This window comes from Variovorax palleresanus (genome assembly GCF_051144945.1).
In the GTDB taxonomy this organism is placed as follows: domain Bacteria; phylum Pseudomonadota; class Gammaproteobacteria; order Burkholderiales; family Burkholderiaceae_C; genus Variovorax; species Variovorax paradoxus_S.
In genome coordinates this window covers 781,361-791,413 of the sequence record NZ_JBJNVP010000001.1, presented here as the reverse complement: position 1 = coordinate 791,413, position 10,053 = coordinate 781,361, and the positions used below count along the sequence as shown (strand labels likewise).

Below are 10,053 nucleotides of genomic sequence, written 5' to 3'. Positions count from 1 at the left end.
TCATTCGAATCCTCCCCTAGAAGCGTCGCGGACGCTGTTTTCCTGTGCGCAACGTGCGCCGAGTTCCGGCCTTATGAGCAGTTCTTTCCTCCACGGCCCTTGAGCGATTTTTCCTGCTCGCTGATGGTCGGCGGGGGCGGCGGCGGACGTGGCGGCACCTTGAGGCCGAGTGACAGGAACAGCACGGTAAAGCACAGGATCACGTAGTCGCCGGCCTTGCCGGCGACCTGCGTGCAATCGGGGCAGTTCTTCGACTGGCTGGGAGCCGGGCGGCCCAGGTCGCCGTCGATGCCGCCGGGCAGTGCCGTGTCGCCGGGGCCATTGAAGAGCGGCATGTCGGCATGAGCGGCATCGGCATACAGGCCCAGCGGATCCGACACCTGCAGCGGGTCCTGACGGGCATAGGCAAAGCCGTTGATGCCTCCCTTCAATCCGATGGGGTCCTGGTTGATGTACGACCCGATGACCGGGTCGTAGTAGCGGTGCCGGTTGTAGTGCAGGCCCGTTTCCGCGTCGTGGTGCTGGCCCGGCAACCGGATTGGCTGCTCGATGCCGTGCGGGTTGTATTCCTGTTGCAGGTTGCCCCATGGGTCGTACCGGGCCATCCACACGAGCTGTCCGGCTTCGTTGGTGAGCGCCTGGGGCGTGCCCATGTGGTCGCAGTGAAAGTGGTGAACGGCGACGGATTGAACCGGCTGAACGGCCTGCATCGTTTCCCGCACCGAGGCGATCGCCGCGTCGCCGCCGGCTTGCTGCGCAAGCATCCGCTGGGCCTCGGCCGGCATGCCGTTCCGGGCCAACGTCTGCATTTCCTCTTCGAGGCTCTGGCGCATGTTCGGCGGCAAGTCGTTCACCGCATCGCGCAGGCCCTGCTGCATCTGCGGGTTCACGGCTTGTGCCAGGAGCGCGGCCAGCCCGGTGGGCGGTGCATTGCCCTGCATGCTCAACCGGACCAGTGGTGCGAAGCCACCGGGCTCGTACACCGTGTGCGTGACTTGCTTGGCCAGGCCGGGCTTCAAACGTTCCGTGTGCACCAGGCGGTCGCCGTCCCAGCCATGGTAGGTACGGCCTTTCAGGACTTCTCCCTGGCCATGGACCCGCTCCGTCACGATCTTGCGCAACCGCCGTCCGCGGGTGTCGTAGACATAGCGGCTGACGATGGTTCTCGCTCTTCCCTGCGTCTGCGCTTCGACGAGCCGGTTGGCGCCGTCATAGCGCAGCACAAGCCGCCGGTCGTCCGGCCCTGCGGCTTCGACCCGGTTGCCCCGGCTGTCGTAGAGGTAGGCCGTGTCGTCGCCATGGCCAACGCGGTTGTCATGCCAGCGCGGCTGCGCATTCAGCGCCTCTGGGCCGGACTGCGGAACCTCGCCCTGGTCCAGGACATTGAAGCTTTTTTCCTTCCATTGGCCGCGCACGAGCGCTTTCCAGTTGTCGGTGCGCCCGAACGGCCCCGAAGGCGAAAGGTCGGCCTCCGTCGAAGGCAGGCGATTGCCCGCCGGGTCAAAGTGCCAGTGTTGCTGGCGACTGGCCGATTGCGCGGCAATCAGGCGCCCTCGCGTGTCGTAGCGGTAGCGCTCTGCGTCGCCGGCGGCCTGAACCGCCTCGAGCTGCCCCAAGACGTCATAGCGGTAAGCACGACGGGTGAGTTGCCCGACCAGAGGAAAGGGCGAGCCGCTGCCGGGCACGGGGTCCGCTGGCGCCACACCCACGATGCTCAGACTGCTCAGGCGGCCCAGAACATTCCATTCGCGGTGGGTTTGCACCACCTGGTCCATGGGAAGACGCTGTTGCCGCCGGACCTCGCGGTGCAGTGCATCGCGTTCGATGTCCAGCAAGCCCTGGCCGTTGTAGAGCAGCCCGTGCAGGTGGCCGGAGCCGTACATCAGGTAGTCCACCTGCCCCAGGTCCTGCAGCTCGCTGGCCTGGCGATTGCCCAGGGCATCGAGTCGGTGGGAGATGGTGTGCTCGAACTCGATATCGGGCGGGGTTGGAGAGGCAGCGCCGCCAGGCTCGCCGAGCTTGTAGAGGCGTTGGGTTTCGGCGGTCGGGCGTCCCAGCGCGTCGCGCTCGGTCAGGGCTTCAGTGTGCAGTTGCTGCAGTTGCCCCGGACCGAGCAGGTAGCTTCGTGCAGCGATCAGTTGGCCGGCCGGGTTCCATTGCAGCCGCTCGACGCGCGCCGGACTGTGCTCCGTGGCCGGCACGTGGATTTCGGCCAGCCGGCTCATGGCATCCCAGGCATAGCGGGTACTCAGGCTGCCCGAGGCCGTGCCGTCCGTGGCCTCGATGAGCTGGCCGGCGGCGTCGTAGCGGTAGGTCTGCAGCCGGCCGTCGAAGCCTTCTTCGCTGACCTGCCTGTCCATCGCATCCCAGGCGAAGTGCGCATGGGCGCCGTTCTCGTTGGTCAACTGCACCAGGCGCCCGGCTATGTCGTAGTCGTATTGCACGCCATATCCGTCCTGCCAACGCCGCGTGACACGGCCCCAGAGGTCGTAGGCGAAGCCAACGCCGTGGCCCGGCTCATTGTCGACCGGCAGCACCTGCAGGATGCGACCGGCCGCATCATGGGAATACCGGATCGTGCTGCCGTCCGCGCGATGCACGGTCTTGAGGTTGCCGGCTAGGTCGTGGTCGTAGCGAACGCTGCGCCCCAGGGCATCGGTCCGCTGGATGCGCTGGCCCCAGCGGTCGTATTGCGTCTCGCTGGTGTGGCCTGAACAGTCGGTGTAACCCACCAGTTGGCCTGCCGGGCTCCACGCGAGCTGCACGACACCACCGCGCGCATCGATCCGGCGCACGGGAAGGTCGCAAGTCAGGGGGGCGTCCTGGGGCTCCGCGTATTCGTCGCGCTGGATGCTGCCATCGGGCAGCACGATTTGTGTCCGGCGGCCCCAGGCGTCGTAGACAAGGCGCGTGATGCCTCCCACGGCGTCGGTGATTGCCAGCAGGTGCCCGGTGGCGGGGTCATGATCCTGGCTGCTCTGTGTGCCATCCGCATCCTGGCTGCCGAGCAATCGGCCCTCGCCGTCGTAGCGTAGCCGGGTGGTTCGCCCGAGGGGGTCGACGGCTTCCACCATGCGGCCGGCCGCGTCGTAGGCGTAGCGCACCATGCTGCCGTCCGCACGCACATGCTCCACCAGGCGCGACAGGCCCGCCTCGCCTTCGAAGCGGTAGACGTCGACACGCTGCAGGCTGTCGGTCACCTGGGTTGTTTTGCCCGTATCGGTCTGCATGTATTCGAACCGATAGGTCAACCCCTCCTCGTTGGCGTGCTCGACCACCCGCGCACCGGGCGCCAGGCTCTCGTAGCGATAGCTGTGGCGCGGCCCGCCCAGGTGGCGGTGCGCCGTCATCAGGTGGGCCTGCCAGGCGAATTCGCGCACGAGCCGGCCGGCGCGGTCGTGCACGGTGACAAGGTCTCCCGTGTCCGAGTAACCGTAGCGCACGAGCGCGATCGGCTCGCTGGCGCCCGGCGCCCAGGGATCGCTGACGAGGTCGACGCCCGTCAGCCGCCAGCCGCTGTCGGCCTGCCAGAGGCCCTGCGCGGCCCGGGCGGCGTGCAGCTGCCGCAGGTTCAGCCGGTAGCGGCGGCCCACGCCGTCGACGATGCCCACGACCCGGCCCCAAGCGTCGCGCTCATAGCGCTGGCGCCGGCCGAACCGATCGAACATGCACTGCAGCGCGTAAGGCATGCCGGGGGGGGCTGCTGGGTCCCGCGTCTGTTCGGAAGGCGTTGCTCCCGGCCCCAGCACCCAGAACGTTCCGGCCGCTCCATCGGTGGCCATGATGCATTGCGGGTCGCCGGCCAGATTGCGTGGGATGTGGCGAAAGCGTTCCAATTGGCCCCAAGTTGCATCCGGCCCGCCGCGCAGCAGCCAGATGTCCTCGCTCGGGCTGTAGATCGAGCCGCCTTCGGGCAGCGGGTCGAAGGTGATGGCCCGCCCCATGGCTGTGAACAGGATGCAGGCCTCGTCCCTCAGTTCGATGCGCATCTCGGCAGGCAGGCTCCAGCCATAGCCCAGCAGGCTGCACGGCGCACCGTGCTCCAGGTTCACGTAGCTGCTGTACTGGCGCTGCCAGACCAGCGGCATTGCCCCGGGCAAGGCGAAATCGAGCTCCGGCTCCCCCATCAACACCTTGGCGCCCTGCGACGGACTGACCGGATTGCCCACCGTGACTCCGCCCGGGCATTCCGAGCATGCAACGCCGCCCTGGCTGCCGATCAGCACCGTGCGCGAGCCGCTGACGATCTTGCTTCCGGACACGCTGTCCGTGATCCGCGCTGCTGGTTTGCCGCTCATTTGGCTTTCACTCCCGGAAGGTATCGTCTGAAGCTGTCAGGGGCCCGCACCGGAACTGCTAGCAGTTGAGCTTGTCCAGCGGCGACAGGATCTCGATCTGGCCCGCCGTAATCCTGATCGTGCTGGAGCCGCAGCTCAGCGTGATTTCATCGTCTGCGGAGATCGCGACCTTCTTGCCGTGGACCTTGAGGGTGTCGCCCACCCTGAGCGTGTCGTTCTTGCCGATGTCGGTTTCGCGCACCTGGCCGACCTGAATGGTCTGCTTCTCGCCGACGTTGAGGCTCTGGGTCTTGCCTACATTGGTCATCATGCTGATGCCGATGTTCTCCATGTAGGCCACGCCGATGGACATGATCTTGAAGATGCCGACGTTCTGGGTATAGCCTATCCCCACCGTCTGCATCTTGAACTTCCCGATGGAGATCGTCTCGTTCAGATCCACCCGCTCCTTGCGGTTCTGATGGATGGTGATGGTCTCGTCCAGGTCCACCTCTTCGGTGCGCCAGCCATGCACGTTGATCTTCTCGTTACGGTCCACGACCTCGGTGCGATCACGATGGATGGTGTTGAACTCGTCCCGGTCGATGGTCTTGCGCCGGTCATTGCCAACCCACTTGTCCTCGTCGTTCTCGACTTCGGTGAGCTGGTCCTTCTGGGCATGCAGCCACAGTTGCTCTTCACCGGCCTTGTCCTCGAAGCGCAACGCGTTGGCCGTGCCGGGCGAGTTTTTCATCCCGTCGCCGGGGGTTCCTCCCTGGGAGGAGCGCGTGAGGATGCCTGACTGGGTCTTGTTGGCCGGCAAGCCCCAGGGCGGCATCTGTGCCGCGTTGTAGACCCGTCCGGTGACGATGGGATAGTCCGGATCACCGTTGAGAAAATCGACGATGACTTCCTGGCCGATGCGCGGCACATGCATGGTGCCGTAGTTGCTGCCAGCCCACGTCTGCGAGACACGGATCCAGCAGGAAGAGTTCTCGTCCATCTTGCCGTAGCGGTCCCAGTGGAACTGCACCTTGATCCGGCCGTACTCGTCGGTGTAGATCTCTTCGCCCGCGGGCCCCACGACCACTGCGGTCTGCGGACCGGTGGTCCTCGGCTTCGGCGCCATCCGTGCGGTGCGGTAGCTGGCGTTGTCAGGCAGGACTTCGAAGGTCTGGCGGTAGCTCGTGCCGCTGGTGCCTTCGGCGTAGACCGCGTCGGCGGCGCCAACCTTGCGCAGCGCGTTTTCCTGAAAGTCGTAAGTCACGGCCTCGATCAGGTAGCGCCGGTTTTCTTCCGGCCTCGGGTGACGCGTCAGATCGAAGAGGTAGCCTGCCGCGAGATGTCGCAGGTTGCCGTGCCCGGCAATCAATTCACGTCGCGCATTTTGCTGCTCGATGCGCACGCGCGCGTAGTTCTCGCCGTCGCCCATCTCGGTGTAGCCACCCGGCCAGTCATAGAGTTCATAGTGGTCACGGTCATGACCCGCCGGCTGCTGCCGGACCGTGTCGATCTTGGCATTGGGCTTCTTGAAGTCGTAGTCGTCCGCCGCGAAATGGCCAGAGGCGATGTCTTCACGATGGTTCCAGGTGTCGATGAAATCCTGCTCGAGGACCTGGGCTGCAAGCACGCCGGCGTGATAGGGGATCTTCTCGGGCCCGTTGGGCAGGGCAATGTGCGATCCCATGCCGTCGCACAACACCAGCTTGTGGCTGCCCTGCGCGTGTTCGAAGAAGTAGTAGAGGCCTTCCAGTTCCATGAGGCGGCTCGCGAAGCTGAAGTCCGTCTCCGCGTACTGGACGCAGTAGTCCCAGCTGCGGTAGCTGCCGCTGAACTTGTCCACGATGGCGAAGCCATAGGGCCCGAGCACATCGTGAAGTATCTCGGGCACCGTCTTGAACTGGAATATCTTGAAATCGGAGCGACGCGTGGCATACCAGAGCCAAGGTTGCAGCACAGCTTCATAGATGTGCATGTCGCCGTCATCCTTGCCGATGTAGGTGAACTGCGTGGCCTGCCCGCTGAGAAAGCGCTTCCCGGCACCGCCCAATTCGGTGGCCAGGTTCACCTCGATGCTCATGTCCTTGCCCAGCAGGCTCTTGGCCGAGATGCCAGGCGTATCGCTGATGAGGCGCACCCTGTACTCGAAGAGAGTGGAGATCCGCTCCCGCCCCGTCATGGAGCGGAATTTGAGACGCTCGCCCAACTCGGTGTGGACGATGAAACTGCGAGTCATTTCTTGGGTCCCTCGTCGGCTCGATCAGAGCCACAAACCAAGCGCGCCGAAGCCCTGGACAATCGGCCCCTGCACGTCCGAGGATCAGGCCTCCTTGTTTTCCTTGATGTTCCAGGCCAGCACGGTCTCGGCGCCCTTGCCGCCCTTGTCCGTCTGCTCCCAGTACTGCTGCTTCACCTTGGCGGCCTGGAAGGCGAACTGCACCAGCACCGCATCGCTGCCCTGCTCGGCCGTGTACTGCACCGAGGTCACCAGCACTTCTTCCAGCGTGACGCGCGTGTATTCGATCTGCGAGCCCCCGGCCTTGCACACCGACACTTCGACCTTGCTCAGGTGCTTGCCGCTGGCGCAGTTCTTCATGACGGACGGGGCCGCCTTGTCGATGCGCGCAAGAATCTGCAGGTCGTTGAAGCTCGCCTTGCCCACACCGCCGCCACCGCCGCTGACCATGTTTCCAGGCTGCGTCGCTCCCCATGCAAACGACTTGATATCCGTCCAGTCTTTATGGTTCGAGTCCTTGGATTCGCCGTTTGCGCCCTCGACGCGCATGAACATGTCTACTGCCATGATTAACCCCCAAAGTTATATATGCCCGATTGCGGGACACCGTTGATATAAGCCGTCCAGCGGAACGGTCTCTGCCTCTTATCAATACCGAAATTAGCGAATCCCAAACCGATGTGCCAGTGTCCAAAGTCGCCTGCCAAGAAGCTCAAGACAGCTCAAATTACGAATTAAATATTCACCCAACTGCCGCTTACGCGCTTACAAGTGAATCTCCACCGGGCCTCAGCCGTTACTCTAGTAAAAGATCGTTGCTGGTGTTCAAATAATTTTGAGGTCTACGCTTTTTTCTTCATGCTTGTGATTTATTTCCATAAGAAATTGGTGTCGATTTCAGCTTTATTAATCTTTCCAGCTTAATTGACGTGAAGACATTGAATGTCGTCAGTGCCAAGCCCCGCGAGCGGATTTCCATTCGCGAATGCAAGGCGCGCAGGTCTGGCTCAGAACATCGAACCGCGCTCAGCTCACAGAACTCACGGCGAACCGGATGTAGATGGAGCCGGCGACCCACGCGACGTCCGGCAGGTCGGACTGCTGTCGGTGGCGCAAACGAAGCACACCGAGGCCGATACCCAAGCCCTGTGCGATGACCAGATTCGCGCGTGGATTTTGGATCGAGCCTGACGCTCGATTTTCTTTAAGGGGTCGGGCCCTTCGATGAAGGCAGCTTCCTCGCCCAGCTTCCTACATATCTTGCGGCAGCAGCGAGTGACCGGTCCTGGCCGAACTGAGACCCTTACGGCCATTCCCGTCCCCGGAGCTTGGGACCAAGCCGTTGTGCAGTCTTCGAAGTTTTTGCCCGAACTTGCCGCAACAGCATGTGGCCTCGCACGCGCACTTCGCTGCGGCTCAGGCGGCCTGTCCCTCCTGCCGCGCAGCCCCTGGCGCCTCGATGCGGGCCAGCCACAGCCCGCTCGCGACGATCAGCGCACCGCCACCCAGCGTCCATGCATCGGGCGTGGCCTGCCAGAACGCCCAGTCCAGCACAAGCGCCCAGGCCAGGGCGCTGTATTCGAAGGGGGCGATGGCGGCCGCCTGGCCGTGGCGGAAGGCTTCGGCGATGGCCATCTGTCCCAGAAAGCCGCTGATGGCCAAACCCGTCAGCACCCACGTGTGCTGAGCCTGGATCGGCACCCATTGCGGCGCTGATAGCAGGCAACCGCCCACAGCCATGCCGGCCGTGGTCCAGAAGACCAGGGCGGCGGTGACGATCAACCACCGGGGTGGACTACGCGTGTTTGCACCCCCAGGTGCCCCGGCCCGACAACATCAGGAGACCCCACAATGACGATCTTCGTGTCTGCCGACAGGCGCCGCGAAGGCATATCTGCCGCAGCCGCTCGGCTGGCGCCCTGTCTGGGCATTGCCTTCGCCGTTGTGCTGCTGGACCAGGCGTCGAAGTCGCTCGCCACACGATTCCTGGGCGGGGGCGAAGTCCTCCCCATCACGTCGTTTGCCGATCTCGTCCTGGCGCATAACCGGGGCGTTGCCTTCTCCTTCTTGGCCGACGCCTCGGGCTGGCAGCGATGGCTGTTCACGGCGCTTGCCATAGCGGCGGCTGCGTTCATCCTCAAACTGCTGGTGCAGCCCAGCGGAACGCTGCTGTTCAGAGCGGCCTTGGCACTTGTGCTCGGCGGCGCGCTGGGAAATGCGATCGACCGCTCGTGGCAGGGGCATGTGGTCGACTTCATCCATCTTTATTGGCGCGAGGTCTACGACTTCGCCATCTTCAACGTGGCCGATTGCGCCATCACTGCAGGCGCGGCGCTCCTGGTCCTGGGTGAAATCAGGCGGTCGCGAGCCGCTTGAAGCAGATTCGACCCTTGCTATCGAGTCATAGAACGTCGGACGCGACACCCGCCGTCGTCTCGCGCAATGCTTCGCGCTATTTATCGACGAAGGCGCGCTCGATCACGTAGTCGCCCAGTTCGCCCTGGCGAACAATGCCCACGCGCTGCTTCATGCCGCCTCAGGGCGCCCGTCGCGCTCACTGCGCCACGCGGATGTTGGCGTCCTTGATGATCTTGGCGTAGACGGCGGCATCCGAGCGCACCACCTTCTGGAACTCTTCGGGCTTGCCGCCGGCCACCTGCAACCCCAGCGCCTCGATCTTGGCGCTGACCTCGGGTAGGTGCACGATGCGGTTGATCTCGTCCGAGAGCTTCTGCACCACCGGTGCCGGCGTGGCGGCCGGGAGGAACACACCGAACCAGCCGTACGGATCGAACGAGTGGTAGCCCAGCTCGGTAAAAGTGGGCACGTCGGGCAGGCCGGGCATGCGCTGCGTGCCGGTCACGGCCAGTGGCCGCATCGACTTGAGGTGCGGCCGCGCACTCGCGCTGTCGACGAAGGCCGAGGCGAGCTGGCCGCCCACGAGGTTGGTCACGAGCGGCGCGGCGCCCTGGAAGGGCACGTGCACCAGGTCGATGCCGGCCTGCATGTTCAGCAGCGCGCCCTGGATGTGCGACGAGGTCCCGGCGCCGTAGCTGCCGAAGTTGTACTTGCCGGGGCTCTGCTTCACCATCGCGATGAAGCTCTTCAGGTCTTTTGCGGGCGAGTCCAGTGGCACGGCCAGCATGCTCGGGCTGCGCGCGATCATGGTGACGGGCGCGAGATCCTTCAGCGGATCGTAGGGCAGCTTCTCCATGAGCGATGGTTGCTGGATCAGCGCGGTGATGGCAATGAGCACGGTGTGGCCGTCGGGCGGTGCCTTCGCGACGAAGCTGTTGCCGATGGTGCCGCCCGCACCGGGCCGGTTCTCCACCATGGCCGGCTGTCCCCAGGCTTCCTGCAGCTTTTGCCCGATGGTGCGCGCGAGCGAGTCGGTGGCGCCGCCGGCGGGGTAGGGCACGATCAGCTTGAGCGGCTGTGCCGGATAGGCCGTCTGCGCCAGGGCCGGCGCGGCCAGCAGTGCGGCCAGGCCGGCTGCAATGCAGAGTCTTCGCATCTTCGATGTCTTCATGGTGTTGTCTC

The 10,053-nt window shown here is 64.5% G+C and carries 6 protein-coding genes; 1 reads left to right on the top strand and 5 read right to left on the bottom strand.

The genetic code is table 11. The features are described from left to right. Positions 1–71: 71 nt before the first annotated feature. From ACJ7Z0_RS03740 to ACJ7Z0_RS03725, 4 genes are all read right to left on the bottom strand, one after another. Positions 72–4,298: an RHS repeat-associated core domain-containing protein gene (locus tag ACJ7Z0_RS03740; protein ID WP_434788742.1), complete on the bottom strand. Its 4,227-nt coding sequence runs from the start codon at positions 4,296–4,298 to the stop codon at positions 72–74. Positions 4,299–4,356: 58 nt separating this feature from the next. Next, a complete protein-coding gene (locus ACJ7Z0_RS03735; RefSeq protein WP_434788741.1) occupies positions 4,357–6,513 on the bottom strand; it encodes a type VI secretion system Vgr family protein in 2,157 nt (718 codons plus the stop codon). Positions 6,514–6,597: 84 nt separating this feature from the next. Beyond that, the gene (locus ACJ7Z0_RS03730) at positions 6,598–7,080 is read right to left on the bottom strand and encodes an Hcp family type VI secretion system effector (RefSeq protein ID WP_434788740.1); all 483 of its coding nucleotides are present in this window, start codon (positions 7,078–7,080) and stop codon (positions 6,598–6,600) included. Positions 7,081–7,929: 849 nt separating this feature from the next. Continuing rightward, a complete protein-coding gene (locus tag ACJ7Z0_RS03725; RefSeq protein ID WP_434788739.1) occupies positions 7,930–8,253 on the bottom strand; it encodes a DMT family transporter in 324 nt (107 codons plus the stop codon). Between the two features lie 111 nt (positions 8,254–8,364). On the opposite strand from ACJ7Z0_RS03725, the gene lspA reads away from it, so the two are divergent. Then, on the top strand, positions 8,365–8,889 hold the full coding sequence (gene lspA / locus ACJ7Z0_RS03720; RefSeq protein ID WP_434788738.1) for a signal peptidase II: 525 nt from the start codon (positions 8,365–8,367) through the stop codon (positions 8,887–8,889). A 178-nt stretch (positions 8,890–9,067) separates the two neighbouring features. Here lspA and ACJ7Z0_RS03715 read toward each other — a convergent pair whose 3' ends face one another. Continuing rightward, positions 9,068–10,042 carry a Bug family tripartite tricarboxylate transporter substrate binding protein gene (locus tag ACJ7Z0_RS03715; protein WP_434788737.1) on the bottom strand — a complete coding sequence of 325 codons (975 nt, stop codon included), beginning with the start codon at positions 10,040–10,042 and terminating at the stop codon, positions 9,068–9,070. Positions 10,043–10,053: the final 11 nt, after the last annotated feature.